General features: G+C 73.6%; 18 protein-coding genes. 4 read left to right on the top strand and 14 right to left on the bottom strand.

Going from position 1 to position 21,885, the window contains the following annotated elements; all coding sequences use genetic code 11:
• Window positions 1–6: 6 nt before the first annotated feature.
• Entirely contained in the window at window positions 7–1,620 is a 1,614-nt protein-coding gene (locus AAEM63_RS10335) for a DUF222 domain-containing protein (protein WP_341358188.1), read from the bottom strand.
• 292 nt (window positions 1,621–1,912) lie between these two features.
• Complete coding sequence (locus AAEM63_RS10330) at window positions 1,913–2,740, bottom strand: aldo/keto reductase (RefSeq protein ID WP_341358187.1); 828 nt, start codon at window positions 2,738–2,740, stop codon at window positions 1,913–1,915.
• A gap of 69 nt (window positions 2,741–2,809) precedes the next feature.
• Here AAEM63_RS10330 and AAEM63_RS10325 point away from each other — a divergent pair, with 69 nt between their 5' ends.
• Window positions 2,810–3,601, top strand: coding sequence for an HAD-IIB family hydrolase (locus AAEM63_RS10325; protein WP_341358186.1), 792 nt, complete (start codon window positions 2,810–2,812; stop codon window positions 3,599–3,601).
• A 245-nt stretch (window positions 3,602–3,846) separates the two neighbouring features.
• Here AAEM63_RS10325 and AAEM63_RS10320 read toward each other — a convergent pair whose 3' ends face one another.
• From AAEM63_RS10320 to AAEM63_RS10305, 4 genes are all read right to left on the bottom strand, one after another.
• A complete protein-coding gene (locus tag AAEM63_RS10320; RefSeq protein ID WP_341358185.1) occupies window positions 3,847–4,602 on the bottom strand; it encodes a glucose 1-dehydrogenase in 756 nt (251 codons plus the stop codon).
• Window positions 4,603–4,733: 131 nt separating this feature from the next.
• On the bottom strand, window positions 4,734–5,063 hold the full coding sequence (locus AAEM63_RS10315) for a thioredoxin family protein (protein WP_341358184.1): 330 nt from the start codon (window positions 5,061–5,063) through the stop codon (window positions 4,734–4,736).
• The gene (locus AAEM63_RS10310; protein WP_341358183.1) at window positions 5,060–5,950 is read right to left on the bottom strand and encodes an LLM class flavin-dependent oxidoreductase; all 891 of its coding nucleotides are present in this window, start codon (window positions 5,948–5,950) and stop codon (window positions 5,060–5,062) included. The genes AAEM63_RS10315 and AAEM63_RS10310 overlap by 4 nt, the downstream gene beginning before the upstream one ends.
• A gap of 164 nt (window positions 5,951–6,114) precedes the next feature.
• Window positions 6,115–7,323 carry an IS110 family transposase gene (locus AAEM63_RS10305; RefSeq protein ID WP_341358182.1) on the bottom strand — a complete coding sequence of 403 codons (1,209 nt, stop codon included), beginning with the start codon at window positions 7,321–7,323 and terminating at the stop codon, window positions 6,115–6,117.
• A gap of 281 nt (window positions 7,324–7,604) precedes the next feature.
• Between AAEM63_RS10305 and AAEM63_RS10300 the strand changes: the two genes are divergently transcribed.
• Window positions 7,605–9,443: a hypothetical protein gene (locus AAEM63_RS10300; RefSeq protein WP_341358181.1), complete on the top strand. Its 1,839-nt coding sequence runs from the start codon at window positions 7,605–7,607 to the stop codon at window positions 9,441–9,443.
• Here AAEM63_RS10300 and AAEM63_RS10295 read toward each other — a convergent pair.
• From AAEM63_RS10295 to AAEM63_RS10285, 3 genes are read right to left on the bottom strand one after another with little or no spacing between them, the layout of a single operon-like run.
• The gene (locus tag AAEM63_RS10295; protein ID WP_341358180.1) at window positions 9,430–10,497 is read right to left on the bottom strand and encodes a glutathione S-transferase C-terminal domain-containing protein; all 1,068 of its coding nucleotides are present in this window, start codon (window positions 10,495–10,497) and stop codon (window positions 9,430–9,432) included. The genes AAEM63_RS10300 and AAEM63_RS10295 overlap by 14 nt on opposite strands.
• Window positions 10,494–12,047 (bottom strand): LarC family nickel insertion protein, encoded by a 1,554-nt coding sequence (locus AAEM63_RS10290; protein ID WP_341361355.1) that lies wholly within the window; start codon window positions 12,045–12,047, stop codon window positions 10,494–10,496. The genes AAEM63_RS10295 and AAEM63_RS10290 overlap by 4 nt, the downstream gene beginning before the upstream one ends.
• Window positions 12,044–13,348 carry a lactate racemase domain-containing protein gene (locus AAEM63_RS10285; protein WP_341358179.1) on the bottom strand — a complete coding sequence of 435 codons (1,305 nt, stop codon included), beginning with the start codon at window positions 13,346–13,348 and terminating at the stop codon, window positions 12,044–12,046. The genes AAEM63_RS10290 and AAEM63_RS10285 overlap by 4 nt, the downstream gene beginning before the upstream one ends.
• Before the next feature lie 138 nt (window positions 13,349–13,486).
• Between AAEM63_RS10285 and AAEM63_RS10280 the strand changes: the two genes are divergently transcribed.
• Window positions 13,487–13,969: a hypothetical protein gene (locus AAEM63_RS10280; RefSeq protein WP_341358178.1), complete on the top strand. Its 483-nt coding sequence runs from the start codon at window positions 13,487–13,489 to the stop codon at window positions 13,967–13,969.
• Between the two features lie 11 nt (window positions 13,970–13,980).
• On the opposite strand, the gene AAEM63_RS10275 is transcribed toward AAEM63_RS10280, so the two are convergent.
• Window positions 13,981–15,456: a glutamate--cysteine ligase gene (locus tag AAEM63_RS10275; RefSeq protein ID WP_341358177.1), complete on the bottom strand. Its 1,476-nt coding sequence runs from the start codon at window positions 15,454–15,456 to the stop codon at window positions 13,981–13,983.
• A 125-nt stretch (window positions 15,457–15,581) separates the two neighbouring features.
• Between AAEM63_RS10275 and AAEM63_RS10270 the strand changes: the two genes are divergently transcribed.
• Window positions 15,582–17,678: a metallophosphoesterase gene (locus AAEM63_RS10270; protein WP_341358176.1), complete on the top strand. Its 2,097-nt coding sequence runs from the start codon at window positions 15,582–15,584 to the stop codon at window positions 17,676–17,678.
• Window positions 17,679–17,684: 6 nt separating this feature from the next.
• Here AAEM63_RS10270 and AAEM63_RS10265 read toward each other — a convergent pair whose 3' ends face one another.
• The 4 genes from AAEM63_RS10265 to uidA all read right to left on the bottom strand — a co-directional run bounded on the left by AAEM63_RS10265 (window position 17,685) and on the right by uidA (window position 21,621).
• Entirely contained in the window at window positions 17,685–18,131 is a 447-nt protein-coding gene (locus AAEM63_RS10265) for an HIT family protein (RefSeq protein WP_341358175.1), read from the bottom strand.
• Window positions 18,128–18,826, bottom strand: a complete 699-nt coding sequence (gene larB, locus AAEM63_RS10260; protein WP_341358174.1) for a nickel pincer cofactor biosynthesis protein LarB — start codon at window positions 18,824–18,826, stop codon at window positions 18,128–18,130. Before larB ends, AAEM63_RS10265 begins: the two co-directional genes overlap by 4 nt.
• The gene (gene larE / locus AAEM63_RS10255) at window positions 18,819–19,679 is read right to left on the bottom strand and encodes an ATP-dependent sacrificial sulfur transferase LarE (protein ID WP_341358173.1); all 861 of its coding nucleotides are present in this window, start codon (window positions 19,677–19,679) and stop codon (window positions 18,819–18,821) included. The genes larB and larE overlap by 8 nt, the downstream gene beginning before the upstream one ends.
• Window positions 19,680–19,785: 106 nt before the next feature.
• Window positions 19,786–21,621, bottom strand: coding sequence for a beta-glucuronidase (uidA, locus tag AAEM63_RS10250; protein WP_341358172.1), 1,836 nt, complete (start codon window positions 21,619–21,621; stop codon window positions 19,786–19,788).
• Window positions 21,622–21,885 lie beyond the last annotated feature (264 nt).

Below are 21,885 nucleotides of genomic sequence, written 5' to 3'. Positions count from 1 at the left end.
ACCGGGCTAGTTGGTGCGGAAGGTGGTGGTGCCGAGGAGGGTGCCGTCGCGGCGGTGGAAGGTCCATCGGTCGGTGTGTCGTTCGATGGTGATGTGGCGGTTGTGGACGTGGTCGTGGTGGTGCCAGCAGAGCAGGATGCCTTTGCGGAGGTCGGTGGGGCCGTGGTGGGCGTACCACCACAGGGAGTGGTGGATCTCGCCCTCGCCTGGTGGGGCGGTGCAGTCGGGGTACTGGCAGTGGCGGTCCCGGGCGATGATGGCCCGGGTCTGGGCGGTGGTGTAGAGGCGTTCCTCGCGGCCGACGTCCAGGGGTTGGGAGTCGGGCCCGAACACCACGCGGTGGATCCCGGAGGAGCAGGCCAGGCGGGCCAGGAGCGCGTGGGGCAGGGGGGTGCCGTCGGGGAAGGTGGCGGGTTCCGCGGCGGCCATCGCGGCCACGTCGAGGTCGGCGCTGATGAGCGCCTCGGGGGCGCCGCAGGTACACCGGGCGGCCGCGGCGCCGGTGGCGCTGGTGGCGCCGGTGGTGGCCGCGGGGTCCGTGGCGCCGGTCCCGCCCGTGGCGTCGGTCGTGGCCGGGGTGAGGCCGAACGCCGCGCCCGGGCCGGGGCCGGTGGGGCCGGGGCTGGTGACGCCGGGGCTGGTGACGCCGGGGCCGGTGGGGCCGGGGCTGGTGACGCCGGGGCTGGTGACGCCGGGGCTGGTGACGCCGGGGCCGGTGGGGCCAGGGCTGGCGGGGCGGGGCGTGGTGGCGGGGCAGGAGGGGTGGTGGGGGGTGGGGGTGGTCTGGGCGAGCAGGGTCAGGGTGGTGAAGGGGACGGTGACGCACAGGTGGGGGCGGGTGCGGGCGAAGGGTTTGAGAATGCCGGCGTCGAGGGTGAGGTGGGCCAGGGAGGCCAGGGCGCCGGCGCGGCGCTGGTTGGGGGTGCGGGTATCGGTCGCGGCGGGGGTGCCGACCCGGGCGTCGAGGGCGGTCAGGAGCGCGGTGCCGGTGGCTTTGGAGAGCCACCCGCCGGGGACGTAGCCGTCGGTGGTCTCGGCGAGGTAGAACTCCTCGCGGTCGGCGTCGGCGCGGTAGGCGCGGTCGGCGGCGTCGGGGTCCGCGCGCAGGGCCCAGTGGCGCAGGGCCAGGGTGAAGCCCTGGGCGTCCATGGTGGTGGCGTGGCCCAGGAGGAAGTCCTCGCCGACGTCGTGGTGGCGTAGCAGGGCCTGGCGGGCCGGGGTGTCGGTGGTGTGGCGGACCAGGGCGGCGGCGTGGTCGACGCTGATCGTGCCGGTCGCCAGGGCGGTCGCGGTGGCGGGGAGGTGGTCGCGCAGGGCGCGGGCCTGGCGGACCTTGCGGGCCGCGGCGCTGTGGTGGCGGCCGGAGCGGTGCCGGTACCAGGTGGCCATGGACCGGGCCCCGTCCAGGGCCCACCGGCCGTCGGCCTCGACCGCGGTCAGGGCCCGGGCGGTCAGGGCCTCGACCTGGCGGCGCAGGGTCTCGGCCTGGTCGAGGACGTCGAGGGCGACCTGGGCGGGGTGGTCGAGCAGGTCGGTCGCCAGAACCTGGCTCAGGGCGTCCTGCGCCGTGGTGAGCAGGGCGACGGTCGGGCTCCCGGGCAGCTCGGCGGTGACCGCCATGACCACTCACCTCCCTCGTCCGTGTCAACCTCCACCGTATCGAACGGACGTTCGGCAGGTCCAGAGGAATGGCGTCATTCCGCCAAATTTGTGGACACCCACGCAGGAACCACACCTGTGGAGGAACAGTGGGGAGGGAAGGAAGACCCATGGCACAGGGTGCTGCGGCGGGGAGCGAGGGAGCGGGCTGCAGCGGGGAGCAGGGGAGCGGGCTGAGCCCGAGCCCACACGTTCGTCGTGGCCGTGTGCGCTCAAACCTTCGAGAGGGCGTTCGGACGCGGCGGTCCCGACCTCAGAACTCCTCGTGAACGTCCGGGTCGCCGCCGTACCGGGAGCGGGCGAGTGCGGAGATTCGGTCGAGCTCGGGCTCGTGGAGCGCGAAGCGGAAGATGTCGAGGTTCTCACGTTGCCGCTCCGGGTCGGCCGACTTCGGGATCGGCACAGCCCCGAGCTGGTGGTGCCAGCGCAGCACGGCCTGGGCCGGGGTGACTCCGTGGTGCCCGGCTGCCTCGACGATGGCCGGGGCGTCGAGCAGACGAGCCCGTCCGAGCGGGCTCCACGACTGGGTGATGATCCCGCGCTCGGCGTGCGCGGCACGCATCTGCTCCTGGGGAAAGGCCGGGTGGAGCTCGATCTGGTTCACGGCTGGGGTCACCCCGGTCTCCGTGATGAGCCGGTCAAGGTGGTCCACCGTGAAGTTCGAGACGCCGATCGAGCGCACGAGTCCCTCCTCGCGCAGGCGGATCAGCGCCCGCCAGGTGTCGACGAACTTGTCGACCCGGGGCAGCGGCCAGTGGATGAGGTAGAGGTCGAGGTAGTCCACGCCGAGGTCCCGGCGGCTGGCGTCGAAGGCCCGCAACGTCTCGTCGTAGCCCTGATCCTGCCCTCGAAGCTTGCTCGTGAGGAGGACCTCCTCGCGCGGCACACCGGAATCGGCGATCCCGCGGCCGACGCCCACCTCGTTGCCGTACTTCGCGGCGGTGTCGACGAGGCGGTAACCCATGCGCAGCGCCGAGGCGACGGCGGTCGCGGCCACCTCGTCGGTCATGGGGTAGGTGCCCAGGCCGATGGCCGGCAGGCGGTGCCCGTCGTTGAGCGTGAGGAGCGGCACGGTGGTCATGGGGACATTGTGCTCCGGGCGGTCTGCGGGGACACGGCATAATCACAGGACGACCACCCGAGGAGATCAATGACCGACGAGACCCAGGCCGACGCGACGGACGTGCGACTCATCGCCTTCGACCTCGACGACACGCTCGCGCCGTCGAAGTCGCCGATGCCCGAGCGCATGGGGCGCGCCCTGACCGCACTGCTGGACGAGGTGCCGGTGTGCATCATCTCCGGCGGTCACTTCGGTCAGTTCAGCGACCAGGTCCTCGCCCACCTCGACGCCACGGACGAGCAGCTCTCCCGGCTGCACCTCATGCCCACGTGCGGCACGCGCTACCTGCGCCACGAGGGCGCGACGTGGGAGCAGGTCTACAACCACGACCTCACCGACGACGAGCGGTCGCGTGCTCTCGCGGCGGTGGAGGGTGAGGCCCGCCGTCTCGGCCTCTGGGAGGAGCAGACCTGGGGCGACATCCTCGAGGACCGCGGCTCCCAGATCACCTTCTCGGCACTGGGCCAGGAGGCACCGCTCGACGCGAAGAAGGCGTGGGACCCCACCGGCGAGAAGAAGGGGCGTCTGCGCGACGCCGTCGCCGAGCTCCTGCCGGACCTGGAGGTCCGCTCCGGCGGCTCGACGTCGGTGGACATCACCCGCAAGGGCGTGGACAAGGCCTACGGGATGGAGCGGCTCAGCGAGCAGACGGGCATCGCCGTGTCCGACATCCTCTTCGTCGGTGACCGGCTGGACGAGGGCGGCAACGACTATCCCGTCATCCGCCTGGGGATGCCCGTGCACGCCGTCCGCGACTGGGAGGAGACGGCCGACTACGTCGAGGGCTGGGTCCGTCGCTTCGCCTCCGCGCGGGCCTGAAGGCGACGGCGCCTGAGGGTGACGGCGCCTGAGGGGTGACGGCGCCGGTCACGGCGTGATGGCGCGGGTCCGCACGTGACGGCGGCGCCGGTCACGGCGTGATGGCGCATGTCCGCGAGTGACGGCGCCGACAACGGTGTGACGGCACCCGCCCGGCGTCAGGGCGAACGGTCCCTCACCGGCGCACCGCAGGGTCCGCCGCGGCCGGACGAGCCGACGGCGGACCCTGCGTGGCACGGGCGAGCTCACACCGTGGTGTACCCGCCGTCGACGAGGTAGTACCCGCCGGTGATGAACGAGGCGTCCTCGGACAGCAGGAAGCACACCAGGTGCGCGACCTCCTCCGGGCGGCCGAGACGTCCGAGCGGGTGCTTGCCGGCGAGCATCTCGATGACGTCCGGCGTGAGGTTGTTGTCGAGCAGAGGCGTGTGGATGTAGCCCGGGCCGACCGAGTTGATGCGCAGACCCTGGGCGCCGTACTCGGCCGCCGCGTTCCTGGTGATCCCGACGACGCCGTGCTTGGCGGCGGTGTACGCGCCGTTGCCCAGAGCCGCCACGGAGCCGTGGATCGAGGCCATGTTGACGATGGCGCTGCGCTCCGCGCCCGCCTTGAGCATCTCCGGGATCTGGTACCGCATCCCGTAGAGGACGCCGTTGAGGTTGATCCCGATGACCTTGTCCCACTCGTCCAGGTCCGTCTCGCCCGCGGGCGCGTTCTTGCCGCCGATCCCGGCGTTGTTGACCGCGAGATGGAGTGCGCCGTAGGTCTCGACGGCGTAGCGGACCACCTTCTCCGAGTCCGCCTTGACGGCCGTGTCCTGCTCGACCGCGGAGGCGGTACCGCCCGCGGTGGTGATCTCGTCCGCCACGCGCTGGGCGGCGGCGAGGTTGATGTCGCTGAGCACGACCTTGGCGCCCTTGGCGGCGAGCTCCTTGCCGATCGCTTCTCCGAGCCCCGAGCCACCGCCTGTGACGATCGCGACCTTGTCCTGGAACGACATGTGCGGGTCCTCCTGTTTGTGTCGACTCTGACCACCCCATCCTGGGGCAGACGTCACACGCGGTGCAGGACCTTGGTCCGTGACGGTCGGCCTGTCTCGGAATGGTGTCGGCCCGGCTCGGGCCGGTCGGCCTACATCGGGAGGTCGCCGGCTGCCTCGTCGACGCTCGCGCGCAGCCACGCCAGTCGTGGCACTCCCTCGAGCCGGTGCCGGACGCTCCCGGCGCGGTCGAGGACGAGGACGGTCGGCGTGGCCGTGACCCCGAGGCGCTCGGCGAGCTCCTCGTGACCCGCGACGTCGAGCTCGACGTGTGCCACCCCGTCGCTCGTCCCCGCGACATGTGCCGCCACGGTCCGTGCCGCCCGGCACGGTGCGCAGAAGGCGCTGGAGACCTGGACGATCGTCGCCCGCTCGCCGAGCGCAGGGGCCCCGAGCTCAGCGGCGCTGAGGACGCCGCTCATCGCGTCGCCCGCTCGGCGGCGACCCGCTCGCGCAGGTCCGGCATCACCTCGTGGCCGAAGCGCCGGATGTCGTCCGCGGTGTCGGCGGCGACGATGAAGGTGCTCATCCCGTGGGTCAGGGCGACCTCCGCGAGCTGCTCGGCCCACACCGGCGCCGGGCCACGGAGGAATCCTGCGCCCCGCGAGAAGTCCCCGCCGATGTTGTACAGACGCCGCACGTCCGCCGGGTCCCGGCCCGCCGCGCGCGCTGCGTCGTCGATGACTCCGTTCGGTGCGGCCAGGTCGGACGGCGGCACGTAGGCCGAGCTCGGCACCCAGCCGTCGCCGAGACGTCCGGTCAACCTCAGCATGCGGGGGCGTACGGCGCCGATCCAGATCGGGACCCGGTGCGCGGGAGCCGGTCCGGGCTTCGCGCCGTCGAGGTGGTGGTGCTCGCCGCCCGCGCGCACGAGGCGGCGCGTGGGGTCCCACAGCTCACGGATGACGTCGATCGCCTCACCGAGGGCGTCGACGGCGTCGCCCGGGCTGAGGCGGGGACCGCCCATGGCGACGATCGCGTCCCAGAAGGCGCCGGCGCCGAGGCCCAGCTCGACACGTCCGCCGGTGAGGAGGTCGAGGCTCGCCGCCGAGCGCGCGAGCACGGCAGGCTGTCGGAGGGGGAGGTTCGCGACGTCGGGCATGAGGTGGACGCGCCAGGTGCACGCCCCCACCCACGAGAGCAGTGTCCAGGCGTCGAGGAACGCCGGCTGGTACGGGTGGTCCTGGAAGGCGACGACGTCGAGCCCGGCGTCCTCGGCCGTGGTGGCGAGGCGGACCGTGCCCGCGGCGTCACGGGCCGAGGGGGTGATGAACGCGCCGCCGCGCATCTCGTGGCCGTAGTCCGGCATCCCTCGTCCTCTCCCGTGGTCCGACCGACTTCTCCTGCAACAGGGTCGCGGCGGGGAACCTTCCCCGCACGGCTGCGGTGGCGATCCTCCCAGCGGTCGCGGGCTCCTGCGCTGTGGCGCATCTCCTGGCGCGCGCCCGCGCCGTGTGATGCTCCTATGGGTTGTCAAGCGGCGTTGAGCCATTGGCGGTAGCGGTGGGTGAGGTCGTCGTCGCGGCGTTTGCCGCGTTCGATGGTGGAGATGTGCATGGGCCAGACGCCGAAGTGGTCCGCGACGGTCTGGAGGGATAGTCCTCGGGCGAGGCGGGCGGGGCGCAGGTCGGTGACGTCAGGCACGGCTGGCGGGTTTGTGAGCAGTGTGTAGATCTCGTTCGCGATGTGTCGTTTGAGGCAGCGGATCGCTTCGAGCTTGGTCTTGCCCTCGGTGAGTTTCTTCGCGATGTAGGCCTTGGTGCGCGGGTCCATGCTCATCCGGACGAGCGCGATGGTGTGGATGGCGAAGTTGGCGCGGCGGTCGCCGCCGCGGTTGAGGCGATGCCGGTTCGTCTTGCCGCTGGAGGCCGGGATCGGGCTGGTGCCGGTGAGCGCGGCGAACGCGGCCTTGCCGGTGATTCGGTGCGGGTTGTCCCCGGCGGTGATCAGTAGCTGCGCGGCGGTGACGACCCCGACGCCCTTGGTGGCCAGCAGCGCGGGGTTGACGTGCTCGACGAGGGCGCGGAGCTGGTCGGTGGTCTCGGCGATCTCCTCGGTGAGGTGTTCGTGGCGGCGGGCGAGATGGCGCAGCGCGGTCGCTGTGGCGTGGTCGACGCCGGTGAGGAGATCGCCGGGGCGGGAGCGCCGCAGCGTGTCCAGCAGCGCCTTCTCACCCAGTTTCTGCAACTTCTCCCGTTGCTCGGCGGGTGCCGATACCAGGATCATCCCGATCTGGCGGAGGACGTTCGCGCGGGCCTTGACCGCGGAGTCCCGGACCATCGCCAGGACCCGGATGGACTCCACCGGACCGTCACTGGCCTTCGGGATCGGGAGGTCCTCGCCGGCGAGTGCCACCTGCGCGGCGGTGATCGCGTCCAGCGGATCGGACTTGCCTCGCAGGCGTCGTGCGGCACGGTTCGGGCGTATCACCTCCCGCACCGGCACACCCGCGCCCTGCAGGTGCCGGCTCAACCCAGCCCCGTAGGAGTTCGTGCCCTCGACCCCGAACCGGACCAGCTCGCCGAGCTCGGCCACGAAAGCGAGGATCGCCCGGTATCCCGCTGTCGTGGCCGGGAACTGCCGGTCGCCGAGCAACGCGCCGGTGGCGGCGTCGAGGACGGCGATGTGATGCGTGTCGGCATGGGTATCGGCCCCGGCGACAACTGGGCGCGTGCTTGTCATGATGGATGTGCCCTTCCGCGTAGAACTAGGGATCGGCAGCACCGGCCAGGCGGGCAGACAAGACGTTGACGGGGCCTCTAGGCCAGGCTCCTATGAAGTCATGTCCGCCTGGTCGGCGCACCCTTAAGACGCCTCGCCCGAGAGTGGACAGATCACGTCAAAGGCACCGCACGCGGGCCAGTCAGAGGCAGAGTCACACCCCCAGACGAGGCCCTACAAGTCTCAACGTCGGAGGCGGGCCGTACCCTGGAAGGACCGCCCACAGAACTCCTGAGGAGAGCATGCGCCCGTCTCGACGCACCGTTCCCGCCGCCCTCGCGGCCGCCGCCCTGGCGCTGGCCGGGTGCACCGACACCGAGGGCAAGGAGCTCGGTACCGCCGGACGTCCGAGCGAGTCGGCCGATCCCGCCGTCGTGGCGACGGTGGCGGCGCCACCCGCCACCGCCGTCATCGGCGCCGACGGCGCGGCGGACCTCGCCGCCCAGACCTCGGCCACCTTCTTCACCGACGCCGAGGTGGTCGTCCTCGCGAGCGAGGCGGACGCACTCCGCGGCGCCTCCGCGGCCTTCGCGCTCGGCGTCCCGGTGCTCCTCGACGGCCCGGCGGCGACGGCGGAGCTCGAGCGACTGGGCGCCCGCTCGGTTCTCGTGGTCGGCGAGGTGTCGGACCCCGCCGGAGAGGTGGAGGTCGTCGACGCACCGCAGGACGACGCCGCGCTGGCCGAGCTCGTCGGAGCGTCGGTGTCGGCCGAGCCGGTCGCCGCCGACGGTGCGGTGGCCGCCGTCGTCGCGCTCGACCCCGGGCAGCCCGCCCTGCTCGCGGCGGCCGACCCCGCCCCAGCCGCTGACGGCACCCCACCTGCGGAGGGTGAGGCCGGCGACCCGAGCGCGCCTGAGGCAGGGGCCACGACCGCGCCGGCGACCGGCGACGCGGCCGGCGCCGAGCCGACAGGAACCGGTGCGGAGGCGACACCGGCGAGTGAGCCCACCGAGCCGGGTGGCGAAGCCACCGAGCCGGGCGTTGACTCCACCGAGGACGACGGCGAGGAGTCGAGCGCCGCCGAGCTTCCCGCCACGGAGCGGCCTGACCCTGCTGCGTCGGACGTGGTCGTGATGACGACCGGTGACCCCGCCCAGGCGGCCGCCGTCGCCAACGCCCGCACCGCCGGCGCCCGGGTGCAGACCGTGCCCGGCGGCGACCCGCGGGCCACGAGCACCACGGTCCAGGAGACGGCCGCGAACGAGCCGGGCGTCGTCGTCGGCCTGGGCACAGCGTTCGGCGACCCCGGCACGCTGGAGTGGCGGACCCGGACGGCTGCGACGGGGACCGAGCTTCCCGGCGGCGGCCAGCTGGTCATGCCCGGCAAGACCTACGTCGCGCTTTACGGCAGCCCCATCACCTCCGCGCTCGGGGTGCTCGGCGAGCAGGGACCCGAGGCGACCGTGGAGCGCGCCCGCGCGCACGCGGCGTCGTACGCGGACCTCACCGATACCTACGTCGTCCCCGCCCTGGAGATCATCTCCACGGTCGCCTCGGCCGGGCCCGGCGACGACGGCAACTACTCCGGTGAGCGGCCGGTGGAGGAGCTGCGCCCGCTCGTCGACCTCGCGCACGAGCAGGGCCTTTACGTCGTCCTGGACCTCCAGCCGGGCCGCACGGACTTCGTCACCCAGGCCAGGCGCTACGAGGAGCTCCTCGCGATGCCGAACGTGGGCCTCGCCCTCGACCCGGAGTGGCGTCTCGGGCCCGACGAGGTGCACATGCGTCAGATCGGCCACGTCGACGTCGCCGAGGTCAACCAGGTCGTCACCTACCTGGCCGACCTCACCCGCGAGCGTGCCCTGCCGCAGAAGCTCCTCGTCCTCCACCAGTTCCAGGTGCGGATGATCCCCGGCGTCGACACCGTCGACCAGTCACGCAGCGAGCTCGCCGTCCTCATCCACGCCGACGGCCAGGGTGGTCAGGGAGCCAAGCAGGGCACCTGGGCGACGCTGCGCGCCAACGCACCGTCCGTCCGGTGGTGGGGCTGGAAGAACTTCTACGACGAGGACGTCCCCATGCTCACGCCCGAGCAGACGATGCAGGTGCAGCCGGTGCCGAACTTCATCAGCTACCAGTAGCATCCCGGGCCGTCCCGGCCGGGTCGACCTCCTCGCCCGGCCGAACCGGTCCGGGTGGCGTGCCGTCGCCGAACGGGCGCCCACCGAGGGCCTCACGACCGTGCGGCGTGAGCCAGCCGGCGAGGTCGGGTCCTCGGGGGACGATCCCGGTGGGGTTGATGTCGGTGTGGACGAGGTAGTAGTGCTGCTTGATCTGTCCGAAGTCCACCGTGTCGCCGAAGCCCGGGGTCTGGAACAGGTCGCGGGCGTAGGCCCACAGCACCGGCATCTCGGTGAGCCTGCTGCGGTTGCACTTGAAGTGGCCGTGGTAGACGGGGTCGAAGCGGACGAGGGTGGTGAACAGGCGCACGTCGGCCTCGGTGATGGTCTCCCCGACGAGGTACCGCCGGCCGACCAGGTGCTCCTCCAACCAGTCGAGCGCACTGAACAGGCGGTCGTAGGCGCGGTCGTAGGCCTCCTGCGAGCCGGCGAACCCGCACCGGTAGACGCCGTTGTTCACCTGGGCGAACACACGGCGGTTGACCGCGTCGATCTCCTCCCGCAGCGACTCCGGGTACAGGTCCGGTGCACCTTCGCGGTGGTGGTCGCGCCACTGCGTCGAGAGGTCCAGCGTCATCTGGTCGAAGTCGTTGGTGACGACCGCGCCGGTGGGCACGTCGACGATCGCCGGGACCGTGATCCCGCGGGTGTACCCGGGGACCCGGCGGAAGTACGCCTCCTGGAGCCGCTCGATGCCGAGCACCGGGTCACGGCCGCCCGGGTCGAGGTCGAACGTCCACGAGCGGGCGTCGTGGGTGGGGCCGGGCAGGCCGAGCGAGATCGCGTCCTCCAGGCCGAGCAGGCGGCGCACGACGATCGCCCGGCTCGCCCACGGGCAGGCCCTGGCGGCCATCAGCCGGTAGCGGCCGGGCTCCACCGGGTAGCCGTCCCGACCGTCGGCCGTGATGCGGGTGGTGATGTAGCGGGTGTCCCGCGTGTACTCCTGCCCGGGCGTGGTGTACCGGCCACCCTCGGCGTGCTCGGGTCGCTCCGCGTCGCTCTCCTGCGTGCTCATCGTTCCTCCTGCGGTGGTGCGTCCGGGAGTGTGTCCGTGATGCCCTCATGAAGGGCGCCGCCCACCCGGAGCCCGGCCTCGTCCGCGGCGAGCCTTGCGCGGTCCAGGACGATGCGCTCGGGCAGGGCGAGCTGGGCCGCCGCGGCCACGACGTCGTCGAACTCGGGGGTGACCTGTCGCACCACGACCGTGTCGTGGGCGACCTTGACCCGCACCTGGGCGCCGCCGACGTCGACCGCCTGCCACGTCCGACCCAGCACGCGGCGGTGCAGCGGGGCGTGCTGGCGCACGCCGATGGTGCTCGTCGTGGTGAACAGGGTCGTCGCGACGTCGTCGGCTGCGCCGGCAGGGCACAGGGCGTGGACGGTGTGGGCGGGCCGACCCTTCTTCATGAGGATGGGGCTGAGCCAGGCGTCGACGGCGCCGGCCCCGAGCAGGGCGCTGAGCACGCCCGGCCACAGGCGCGGGTCGAGGTCGTCGACGTTCGCCTCGAGCTGGACGACCTGGGGGGCCGCGTCGTGCGATCCGGCCGGGCCGGGTGCGACGTCGTGCGATCCGGCCGGGCCGGGTGCGACGTCGTGCGATCCGGCCGGGCCGGGTGCGTCGTCGTGCGACCCGGGGTCGGGTACCGGCCGGGGGGAGGCGAGCTGCCCGAGCACGACGCGGACCACGTTCGGCCTCCCGGGCACGTCCTTGGTGCCCGCCCCGACCCCGACCGCCTCGGGTGTCATCGCGGGCAGAACGCCGGCGCTCGTCGCGAGAGCGCGGACGAGGGCGACCCCGGTCGGGGTGGCGAGCTCGCCGACCTGCCGAGCCCGGGCGGGCGCCGCAGGGAGGGGGTCGCCGGGTTCGCCGCCGGAGTCGCCGTGGGCGTGGTCGTGGTCGTGGGCGTGGTGGCCGTGGTGGTCGGCGTCGTGGCCGTGGGCGTGGCCGGACCCGCCGTCGTGGGGGTGGTGCTCGTGGCCGTCGTCGGGAATCTCGGGGACGCCCGCCGTGACCGGCCAGCCGAGCACGAGCTCGGCCACCGCGGGGACGGGCACGGGGACGTCCCCGTGAGCCACCCGCGCCCGCCCAGCCCCGACGGCGATCGCCGTCGCGCTGACGGTGCCGACGTCCAGCAGCCGCAGCGCCTCGCAGACGCCCACGACGTCGGCCACCGAGTCCAGCGCCCCGACCTCGTGGAAGTGCACGTCCTCCGGGCTCGTGCCGTGCACGCGCCCCTCCGCCCGGGCCAGCAGGGCGAACGCGTCCAGCGCCCGGGCACGCGTGAGCGGGTCGAGCGTGGCACCGGTGAGCATCGCCCGCACCTCGGTCCACCGCCGGTGCGGCGGGTCGTCCACGAGGACGACCACGTCGACCTTCGCGGCGCGCAGGCCGGCGCGCACCACCTCGGACCGCTCGAGCCGCACAGACCCGGGGACGACGGCGTCGACGGCCCGCTGGACCGCGGCCAGGTCCGCCCCGGCGTCGACGAGGGCCCCGAGCAGCATGTCACCGGCGACGCCCGCCGTGACGTCGAGCCAGACGTGACGGCCCGGCGCGGGGCTCAGCTGGGCTCCCGCAGCCGGAACAGCACCTCACCGGCGTTGTGCACGACGAAGGTGTCCGGGTCCGCCTCGAGGGCGGCGACGTCGACGTCGGCGGGGTCCATCCACGACAGGTTCACCGCCTCCACCTGCTCCCGGGGCACGGACGTGGCGAGGGTGACCTTGACCCGGTTGGTCTCGGTCCCGGTCTCGGCGTCGTAGGTGCCCATGCCGCGCAGGTGCGTGGAGTGTGCGAGCTCGCCCCAGGGGTGGTCCCGGAACCGGTCCCACTGCTTCACGAAGTAGTCGCGGTTGTGGTAGCCGATCTCCTTCAGGCCCGGGTGCATCACCGAGATCTCCGTGATGTGCGGGGCGTAGAGGATGACCTCGCCGCCGTCGGCCACGACGGGCTCGAGCTTGTAGAAGCCCTTGGCGCCGGTCCAGATGTCCTCGTACATCTCGGGCAGGATCGACAGCACCCGCCTGACCGGCCGGTCGAGGTAGGTGATGTGGGAGGCGGCGGCGATCTCGGCGGCGGCCGCCCACGCGGACTCCGTCGTGCCGACGCTCACCGAGTGCAGCTCGCCCGTGCCGGCCTCGGTGACGACGGCGACGCAGAGCTTCTCGGACGGGATGCGCTCGGTCGCGGCGTTGATCAGGGCGCGCACCGGTGTGATGCCGGTCGTCCCGATGATCTCGTAGGAGGAGATGAGGGCGCCGACCCAGTGGGACAGGTCGATGACGTCGTGCCCCGACAGGCCGGGGAAGAAGTACTTGTTGCCGCCGGAGATCCCGACGACCTCGTGGGGGAGGACCGGGCCGACGACGAGGGAGACGTCGTGCTCGACCACCGCGCGGTTGACGACGACGTGCATGTCGCGGTCGTTGAGCCGGCCGCCGGAGTACCGGCTGACCTCCGAGGCCGGGATGACGCCGAGGTCGGCGAAGGTCTCCTCGTGCCACCACTCGTGGTTGACGAAGGTCCAGCCCGGGTAGGTCTCCTCGGCCCGGCCCGGCTCGTACCCGAAGGCCCGGCCCATGGCCTCCTCGCTCATCGCGGCGTGCGTGCCCAGCGCGACGACGACCGTGACCTTCGTGGCGCGCCCGGCCAGGGCCTCGTGCACGGGGCGCAGGAGCCGCGGCATGGGCACCGAGCGGGTGCCGTCCGGCACGACCAGGGCGACGCTGCGGCCGTCGAGGTCCAGCCTGGCGAGCGAGGACACGATGTGGTCGTGGACGGCCCGCTCGTCGAGGACCCCCTCCGGCCCCCCGATCGTCGCCGCCTGCTCTGCCAGGCCCTCCGGTACCGGAACGGTGTCGCTCATGGACCGATCCTAGTGGCGGCGTCACGGCCGTGTCGGGGGTGGGCGTCGCCCCGGCGTGGCAGGCTGGCACCAGCGGTCGTCCCGGGCGTCCCGGGCCGACCCGGACGACCGGTCGGACCGGGACGTGAGGAGACCATCGTGAGAGACGAACCGTCGGGCACGCCGGCCCACCCGGACCGGTCCGGCGCCGCGGGCGCCGGGCGCGCGGCGGACCGCGGCGCACGTGACCGGGACGTGTCCGGGCGCGCGGCGGACCGCGGCGCACGTGACCGGGACGTGTCCGGGCGCGCGGCCGCCGGGCCCGAGACGGCCGCGCTCGGCGAGGCGGCCGAGCGGCGCTCCGACGCCGTCGCCTGGACGGCCTTCGCGGTGGCCGTGGCCCTGACCGTGTGGCAGGCCGTCTACGCCTACTCCGCGGGGGCGCCGGGCGGGGCGGACGAGACCTACACGGCGGTGAACCGGTTCGTCTCCCTCATCCTCTCCCTCGTCGCGGCGGTGCTCGGCGTGGTCTCCCTCGCACAGCGGCGCCATCCCATGTGGCCCGCGCTGGCGGGGCTCGCGATCGGCCTCAACGGCTTCATCGTCAGCGTGACGGCCTGGCTCGGCGGTGTCGCCGTCTGACGTCGGGCGGGTCAGGGCACCGGCCAGGTGTGGACAGGGTCGTTGGCGTGCATGTGCCCCACGTACTCGCGCAGCATCTCCTTGAGCGCGGCCGGACGGTCCAGGCCGCGCCGTTCGAAGGCCCGGGTGGCAGCGACCTGCCACGAGGCGCCGTTGACCCGCAGCTTCGCGCGGGACTCGATGATCCCGAGGTACCGGTCCGACGCCTCCGTGGCCACCCCGAGGCGCTCCAGCCCGGACTGCGCCATCGGCAGCAGCCGCCGGAGGACCAGCTCGTCCCAGTCCACCTTGCCCGCCCCGGGCCAGTACAGCCGTGACTCGACGCCGTCGCGCGCGGCGGCGTGGAAGTTCTCGCGTGCCGCCTCGAAGCTCATCCGCGACCACAGGGGCCGCTCGTCCAGGACCATCTCCACCGCGACGCCGTAGAAGAAGGCCGCGTTCGCCAGGACGTCGACGACCGTGGGGCCGGCGGGCAGCACCCGGTTCTCCACCCGCAGGTGGGGACGGCCGTCGGAGACGTCGTAGATGGGCCGGTTCCAGCGGTAGATCGTGCCGTTGTGCAGCCGCAGCTCGGCCAGCTCCGGGGTGCCGTCCGCGTCGAGGACGGCGAACGGGTCCTCCTCCGTCGTCTCGGGGAGCAGCGTCGGGTAGTACCGGACGTTCTCCTCGAAGAGGTCGAAGATCGAGTTGATCCACCGGTCGCCGAAGGGCACGAGGGGGCGCACGTCCTGGTTGCGGAGCTCCGGTGCGCGCAGGTCCGTCGACTGGAGGAACAGCTCGGTGCGGGTCTCGGCCATGAGCTGGTGGCCGAAGAGGTAGGGCGAGTTGGCACCGACGGCGAGCTGCGGGCCGGCGAGCACCTGCGCGGCGTTCCAGTAGCGGGCGAAGCTCCCGGGGCGCACCTGCAGGTGCAGCTGGACGGACGTGCAGGCGGCCTCGAGCGCGATCGTGTCCGACGTCATCCGCAGCCGCTCGGGCCCCGGGATGTCGATGAGGATGTCCTCGCGCCGCGCGGAGAGGATGGCCTCGTCCAGGAGCCGGTACCGGTCGTTCTCCGAGAACCACGACCGCCCCGGCTCCGGCGGCTCGAGCGTGGGCAGGATCCCGATCATGACGATGTCCGCGCCCAGGTCACCGGCCCGGTCGCGGGCCCGGTTGAGGTTCTTGCGCAGGGCCGACTCGAGCTGCAGGAGGGACTGACCGTCGATGCGCCGCGGCTCGACGTTGAGCTCGATGTTGAACCGTCCGAGCTCGGTCTGGTAGCGCATGTCGTCGATGTGCTCGAGGACCTCGGCGTTCTTCATCGCGGGGGAGAGGTCCTCCTCGACGAGGTTGAGCTCGATCTCCAGGCCCGTGCGCCACTCGTCCTCGACGAAGGAGCGGTCCTCGAGCATCTGCTCCAACGCGTCGAGGTCGCGCTGGACGGCCCGCCGGTACCGGGTGTGGTCGCTGCGGGTGTACGACTTCGCCGTCACGTCCCTGCCCATGGGGCCTCCCTCTGCCGGGGCGAGCCGGCCGTGGCCGCCGTCCCCAGGATGGTCGGTGCCACGGTCTCACGCACGCCGGGTCCCGCGCCGGGCGATCCGTGCGGGAACAGGGAATGATGGACCTGATGAGCGACCCGGTCCCGACGCAGCGTCGCTGGGCGTGGTGGCACCGGCAGACCCCCACGACCCGGCGGGTGCTGCGCACCGCCGCAACCCTGCTCGTCACCGGCCTCCTCGCGCTCGCGGTCGGGGTCTCGACGGCGTCCACCCGCGCCTCTCTCGGTCCGCACGAGGCCGACTACCAGGTCACGCTCGACCGGCAGGCGACCGTCGAGCTGGGCCCGCTCGGGGCCGTGGTGGCGGACTCGCCCCTCCCGTGGCCGCTGGGCATCGAGGTGGTCGTCCGCGAGATCCCGCTCCAGCTCGGGACCACGGGCAGCCCGATGACCGGCCTGCTGGCCGACCTCCAGGCCTACGCCCAGCTCTTCAGCCACCCCGAGGCGGCCGTCGCCGCCGCGACCCGCGGGCTGGTCGCCGACGCCCTGGGCCGCACCACCGTCGTCTGGTCGGTCGCCCTCGTGCTCATCGCCGCGGGGCGCCTGGCCTCCCAGGGCCTCCTGCGCGACCACGTGCGGGCGGCGCTCGCCCGGCCGGGGGTCACGCCGCTCGGCGCGGTCGCGTCGCTGGCGCTGGTCGCCGCCGTCCTCGTGCCCGCGGTGCAGCAGCGCCCCGTCGTGGGGCTCAGCCCGCCGGTGCTGGACGGCACGCCGATGCAGGGGGTGCAGATCACGGGCCGGCTCGCCGATCTCATCGCCACGTACGGCCACGTGCTGCGCGACGCCTACGAGGAGAACGAGGAGTTCTACGCCCTCGCGTCGCAGAACCTGCGCACGGCGGTCGCCGAGGACGACCAGTCGGCGCCGGTCGCGCCGCCGTCGCTCCTGGCGGACGGCGTCACCGGCACGCCCGAGGCCGGACCGGTACCGGTCGACGGCGCGGCCGGCCGGGCGGCTGACCCCGACGCGGACGCCGCCGACCCGGAGGCGTCGGCGCCCGTGGGGGAGGCCGTCGAGGGGGAGGCATCGGCGCCCGGCGCAGAGGCCGTCGACCCGGAGACGCAGGCGCCCGACGCCGCCGCGCTGGACGCACCTCTGGTAGACCCTGACGCCGAGCCCGACGCACCGCTCGACGAGAGCGACGGCCCCCTCGCCGAGCCGGACGCCGCGGGCGTGCCCGGTGGTGCCACGGCGTCCCCCGAGCCGGAGCCGGAGCCCGTCACGTTCGTCCTCGTCTCGGACCTGCACTGCAACGTCGGTATGGCCGACGTCATCACGGCCGCCGTCGACGCGTTCGCGGCCGACGCGGTGCTCGACGCGGGCGACACGGTGGTCTCGGGCAGCTCCGTGGAGTCGTACTGCGTGGACGCGTTCGCCGGGGCGGTGCCCAGTGGCGTCCCGGTCGTCGTCGCGACCGGCAACCACGACTCGGTGACCACGGCCGAGCAGGAGCGCGCGGCCGGGTGGACGGTGCTGGGCGGCGACGTCGTCGACGTCGCCGGTGTCCGCATCCTCGGCGACACCGACCCCACCCTCACCGCGATCGGCGCCGGCACCCGGCCCGAGCGGGACGAGACGATCCCGGAGATGGAGGAGCGGCTCGCCCGGACGGCCTGCGACGCGCGGGACGCCGGTGACCCGGTCGACCTCCTGCTCGTCCACAACCCCCGCGCGGGCACCGCCACCCTGGAGTCGGGCTGCGCGACGCTGCAGCTCTCGGGCCACTGGCACCGGACCGTGGGCCCCGAGCCGCTCGGGGCCGGTCTGCGCTACGTGAGCACCTCCACCGGCGGCGGCGCGGGTGGCGGCGCGACCGTCGGGCCGCTGACCTCCGACGCCGAGCTGACGGTCCTGCGGATCGACCGAGCGACCGGTGAGCCGATGGACTACCGCCGCGTCCTCGTGGGCACCGACGCCTCCGTCCGGCTCGGTACGTGGTTCCGCTTCCCGGAGCCGGAGACCGGGCCGGCGACGGACGATGGTGCCGGGGGAGACGAGGTGGGTGAGGAGCCCGCGGCGGACGGCGGCGAGCCCGCGACCGTGGAGCAGGGGCTGGACGGCGCCGATCCTGGTACCGAGCCCGGGCCGGACGGCGCCGGGCCGGACGGCGCCGGGCCGGGGGCCGGGGGAGAGGCGGACGCCGCGGCGCCCGGCTCCGAGGACTGAGCGGCGTCAGGCCAGCGCGGGCGAGCCCGCCGAGACGGGCACCTGCGCACCCCAGCCGGCATCGCGCAGGGCGGCGCGCACCGCCTCGGTGGCTGCGTCGAGCTCCTCGGCGGGCAGGTCGTGGCGCGCGTTGTCGAAGCGCAGGGACCGCTCGTCCCACGCCGGCAGGACGTGGAGGTGGAGGTGGTCGACCTCGAAGCCGGCCACGAGGACCGCGGCCCGCGGCGCGCCGTAGGCCGCCTGCTGCGCCCGGCCGACCCGCTTGGCGACGACGGCCAGGTGGGACAGCAGCGCGTCGTCGGCGTCGGTGTACTGCGTGACCTCGGTGCGCGGGACGACGAGCATGTGGCCGTCGGTGATCGGCGCGATGGTGGCGAGGACGACGCAGACGTCGTCGGCCCAGACGAACCGACCGGGGATGTCGCCGGCGATGATGCTGGTGAAGACGCTCATCGGCCCATCCTCCCACCGGCGCGCGGGGCGGCGATCTGGGCGGCGAGGTGGCCGCCGCCGTAGCCGTTGTCGATGTTGACGACGCCCACCCCCGGTGCGCACGCGTTGAGCATCGTCAGCAGCGGTGCGAGCCCCTCGAAGGCCGCGCCGTAGCCGACCGAGGTGGGCACGGCCACGACGGGGGCCGAGACGAGCCCGGCGACGACGCCGGGCAGAGCGCCGTCCATCCCGGCGACGACGACGACGGCGTCGGCCGCCCGGAGGGTCTCCACCCGCGCGAGGACTCGGTGGATGCCAGCCACCCCGACGTCGACGACCAGCTCGGTGCGCCGGCCGAGGTAGCGGGCGGTGAGCTCGGCCTCGCGGGCCACCGGAAGGTCGGACGTCCCGGCGCAGACGATGACGACGAGACCGCCGGTGGGGTCCGGCTCGCGCGGCGGCCACGCGAGCAGGCGTGCGTCGGGCTCGTGACGGGCGTCGGGCAGCGCCTCGAGGACGGCCGCGGCCCGCTCGTCGTCGGCGCGCGTGAAGAGCGTCGCGGCGTTCCCGGGCCGGCCCGCGAGGGCGGCGGCGATCCGGCGCAGCTGGTCGGGGGACTTGCCCTCGCAGTAGACCGCCTCCGGGTAGCCGCGCCGCCGGGCACGGTCGTGGTCGAGCTCCGCCACGCCGGGGACGACGCCGTCGGGCTCAGCCACGGTGGCCGGCCGCGAGCAGGGGCAGGGTGAACCCGCCGGACCGGATGCCGCCGAGGTCGACGACGACGTAGCGGAAGCCCGCCGCCCGGATGCCGCTCTCGAGGAGCTCCCGCACGTCGTCGCCGGCGGCCCGGGGGATCTCCGCGACCGGCAGCTCGACGCGGGCGATGTCGCCGTGGTGGCGCACACGCCCGTCGCTGAACCCCAGCTCGCGCAGGACCTCCTCCGCGCGCTCGACCTGGCGCAGCTTGGCGGGGGTCACCTCCTGCCCGTGGGGGATGCGCGAGGCGAGGCACGGGGCGGCCGGCTTGTCCGCCACGGGCAGGGCCATCGCCCGGGCGAGGGAGCGCACGTGCGCCTTGGTCAGGCCCGCGTCCGCCAGCGGGCGGAGCACGCGGTGCTCGGTCGCGGCCCGGGAGCCGGGCCGGTCCGGCCGCAGGGTGTCGTCGGCGTTCTCGCCGTAGGCGACGGCGGCGAGGCCGTGGTCGCGGACCACGTCGTGGTCGATCCGGCCGAAGAGCTCGTCCTTGCAGAAGAAGCACCGGTCGACGCCGTTGCGCACGTAGTCCGGGTTCTCGCCCTCGTGGGTGGGGACCTCCACGAGACGGGCGCCGACGAACGCGGCGGTCTCGTGCGCCGTCGCCCGCTCGCTGCGGGCGAGGGAGGGCGAGACCCCGAGCAGGGCCACCACGTCGCCGGGACCCAGCGCCCGCACCGCCAGGGCGAGGAGCGTCGCGGAGTCGACCCCGCCGGAGTACGCCACCCCCAGCGGGGCCGTGCCCGTCAGCAGCGCGCCGACGGCGTCGGCGCGGGCCAGGTCGTCACCGGCCAGCCGGTCGAAGCGTGGTGCCACCGGTCCTCCTTCGTCGGTCCCTCACCGTACGCGTGCCATCCTCGCCGGGACCCGCGCCCGCCGCCACGTCCGTGCCACGGGTTGCCGCGGCGGTGGGGCGGCAGAATCAGCCGCGCCAGCGGCGCCGCAGGAGGTGGGCGGCCGCCTTGGGGCGGCGGTCGCGGGTGAAGACGCCCTTCTTGTTGCCGTCCACCCGCACGATCCCGTGGGAGGTGGCGAAGTCGGCGAAGTTCCAGACGTGCTCGCCCGCCATGGCCGGTGTGCGGTCGAAGACCCGGTGGTACATGTCGAGCAGCTCGGTCTGGTACTCCTCGGACCACATGGCCCCGGTGAGGTCGTGCAGGCCCGTGATCGTGTCGGCGCCGTACTCGGTCATGAGGATCGGCTTGCCGTGCTCGGACCACTGCGCCAGCTCGTCCTCGAGGGCGGCCTCCGCGGCGGCGAGGTCGCCGCTGTCGGCGTACCAGCCGTAGTAGCGGTTGATCATGACGACGTCGGAGTACCCCGCGAGACGGCACACGTCCGCCGGCGAGAACATGACGTTGACGAACCCGACGGGGCGGTGCGGGTCGAGCTCGCGGGTGAGGGCGAACAGCGGGCGGAAGTACTCCTCCGACTCCTCGGTGTGCGACTCCGGCTCGTTGGCGATCGACCACAGCACCACGCTCGGTCGGTTCTTGTCCCGCGCGACGAGCTCGCGGATCGCCTGGGCGTGGACCTCGCGGGTCCGCTCGCTCACGGTCTCGGGGGAGAACACCTTGTCGACACGGGTGCCCAGGACCGCGGCCACCGCGCCGTTCATGCCGACGGCGGCCGTCTCGTCGATCACGACGACGCCGTGCGCGTCCGCGTAGTCCATGACCTCCTCGGCGTAGGGGTAGTGCGAGGTGCGGAAGGAGTTGGCCCCCGTCCAGCGCAGGAGCTCGAAGTCGTGGACCATGGCGGTGTCGTCGTGGCCCTTGCCGCGGGTGACGTGGTCCTCGTGCATGCCGAAGCCGCGGAAGTAGAACGGGCGGCCGTTGATGAGGAAGTCGGTTCCGCGGATCTCCACCGTGCGCACGCCGACCTTCTCCGTGTAGCGGTCGACGAGGACGCCGTCCGCGCTCACCGAGACGACGAGGTCGTAGCGGTAGCCCTCACCCGGCTGCCACAGCCGCACGTCCGGGACGGTCAGCGTGCCCACCGCGCCGCGGCCCTGGGCGACGACGGTGCCGCCGGCGTCGCGAAGCTCGACGTCCACGGCCGGCTCGTCCGCGCCGTCGCCCGCCGCGGCGCCGTCGCCAGTGTCACCACCAGTGACGCCGCCGGCCACCTCGACCTCGTACGCGACCGTCCCGGTGACGACGGTCGCGGTGGGGTCGCCGTCGACACCCGTGACGACGGTGACGTCGGCCACGTGGGTGGCCGGGGTGCTGTAGAGCCAGACGGTGCGGTGGAGCCCGGCGTAGTTGAAGAAGTCGTGCATGTACTTCTGGCGCCGGCCGTGGGGGGTGTCCACGACGATGCCCGGCGGGACGGTCTCCCAGGTGAGGGTGTTGTCGACGACGGCGGTGATGCGGACCTCCTCGCCCGGCGTCACGTGCTCGGTGACGTCGGCCTCGAACGGGGTGTAGCCGCCCTCGTGGCTCATCACCTCGCTCTCGCCGACCCAGACGGTCGCGCGGTGCGTGGCCGCGTCGAACCGGAGCACCACTCGTTCGCCGGCCCACCCCCGCGGGACGCGGACGGTGCGCTGGTACCAGACCTCGCCGACGTGGTCGTGCAGCTCGCGGCCGGGCACGACGTCGTTGAAGCTCGCCGGGACCGGCATGTCGATCGCGTCGTCCAGGGGTCGGGCGAACCAGCGCTCGGTGCGGCCGCGCGAGGCGGCGTCGGCGCGGAAGCGCCACAGGCCGTCGAGGGAGCGGCGCTCACGGGTGGCGGAGTCCTGGGGGCGGAGCATGGGGTTCCTTCCGGTGCGACGGTCCGGGCGGGCGGGTGAGGACCTGGTGGGCCAGGCGATCGGCACGCGCGGGTGGAGGGTCGTAGGCGGCGGTGGTCGACCCGTCCGCTCCATTGACGCATCTCGAGGCACCGGTCACCAAGGGTTGCCAGGTGTTGTCCGCTCGTCCGTGGCGCCGTCCGCAGGCGGTCCGCACCTGCCACGGCCGACGCGGCCGACGGGTCCGGAGCGGGCCGGCGAGGGCGAAGGACGGTGCGCGGCGGA

The organism is Georgenia sp. M64 (assembly GCF_038049925.1).
In the GTDB taxonomy this organism is placed as follows: domain Bacteria; phylum Actinomycetota; class Actinomycetes; order Actinomycetales; family Actinomycetaceae; genus Georgenia.
This window is presented reverse-complemented; position numbering and strand designations above follow the sequence as displayed.

Excerpts from the sequence above, each read along its gene's own strand:
- AAEM63_RS10275 (WP_341358177.1), bottom strand. The coding sequence starts at position 15,456 with ATGGGCAGGGACGTGACGGCGAAGTCGTACACCCGCAGCGACCACACC.
- AAEM63_RS10315 (WP_341358184.1), bottom strand. The coding sequence starts at position 5,063 with ATGAGCGGCGTCCTCAGCGCCGCTGAGCTCGGGGCCCCTGCGCTCGGC.
- AAEM63_RS10320 (WP_341358185.1), bottom strand. The coding sequence starts at position 4,602 with ATGTCGTTCCAGGACAAGGTCGCGATCGTCACAGGCGGTGGCTCGGGG.
- AAEM63_RS10300 (WP_341358181.1), top strand. The coding sequence starts at position 7,605 with ATGCGCCCGTCTCGACGCACCGTTCCCGCCGCCCTCGCGGCCGCCGCC.
- AAEM63_RS10270 (WP_341358176.1), top strand. The coding sequence starts at position 15,582 with ATGAGCGACCCGGTCCCGACGCAGCGTCGCTGGGCGTGGTGGCACCGG.
- uidA (WP_341358172.1), bottom strand. The coding sequence starts at position 21,621 with ATGCTCCGCCCCCAGGACTCCGCCACCCGTGAGCGCCGCTCCCTCGAC.
- AAEM63_RS10285 (WP_341358179.1), bottom strand. The coding sequence starts at position 13,348 with ATGAGCGACACCGTTCCGGTACCGGAGGGCCTGGCAGAGCAGGCGGCG.
- AAEM63_RS10310 (WP_341358183.1), bottom strand. The coding sequence starts at position 5,950 with ATGCCGGACTACGGCCACGAGATGCGCGGCGGCGCGTTCATCACCCCC.
- AAEM63_RS10305 (WP_341358182.1), bottom strand. The coding sequence starts at position 7,323 with ATGACAAGCACGCGCCCAGTTGTCGCCGGGGCCGATACCCATGCCGAC.
- AAEM63_RS10295 (WP_341358180.1), bottom strand. The coding sequence starts at position 10,497 with ATGAGCACGCAGGAGAGCGACGCGGAGCGACCCGAGCACGCCGAGGGT.
- AAEM63_RS10335 (WP_341358188.1), bottom strand. The coding sequence starts at position 1,620 with ATGGCGGTCACCGCCGAGCTGCCCGGGAGCCCGACCGTCGCCCTGCTC.
- AAEM63_RS10265 (WP_341358175.1), bottom strand. The coding sequence starts at position 18,131 with ATGAGCGTCTTCACCAGCATCATCGCCGGCGACATCCCCGGTCGGTTC.
- AAEM63_RS10330 (WP_341358187.1), bottom strand. The coding sequence starts at position 2,740 with ATGACCACCGTGCCGCTCCTCACGCTCAACGACGGGCACCGCCTGCCG.
- AAEM63_RS10325 (WP_341358186.1), top strand. The coding sequence starts at position 2,810 with ATGACCGACGAGACCCAGGCCGACGCGACGGACGTGCGACTCATCGCC.